Origin of the sequence: Psychrobacter sp. GW64-MNA-CIBAN-0177 (assembly GCF_040309585.1) — a bacterium.
In the GTDB taxonomy this organism is placed as follows: Bacteria; Pseudomonadota; Gammaproteobacteria; order Pseudomonadales; family Moraxellaceae; genus Psychrobacter; species Psychrobacter okhotskensis.
In genome coordinates this window covers 1-284 of the sequence record NZ_JBEOOY010000144.1, presented here as the reverse complement: position 1 = coordinate 284, position 284 = coordinate 1, and the positions used below count along the sequence as shown (strand labels likewise).

The following is a 284-nucleotide window of genomic DNA, read 5'->3' as shown; positions in this document are numbered from 1 at the left end:
CAATTGGTGCAAGCGGCGCACGTATTTTAGTAACGCTTATTCATGCACTTAAAGATCGTGGCCTTAAAAAAGGCGTAGCGTCTTTATGTATTGGTGGCGGTGAAGCCGTGGCCATGGCAGTAGAAACACTTTAATTTTTCATCACAAAATAATAATCAATGCAGCGCTAATTATAATAATAAAGCTGCACTAACACTCTTATAAAACAGGATTTAATTATGCACCAAGTACCACTACTGATTAATGGCGAATTTATTCAATCAAGCTCAAAAGAACTTATTGAC

The 284-nt window shown here is 37.0% G+C and carries 1 pseudogene; it reads left to right on the top strand.

Going from position 1 to position 284, the window contains the following annotated elements:
* A pseudogene (locus AAEY79_RS14545) lies at positions 1-134 on the top strand (acetyl-CoA C-acetyltransferase); the annotation flags it as partial.
* Between the last annotated feature and the right edge of the window lie 150 nt (positions 135-284).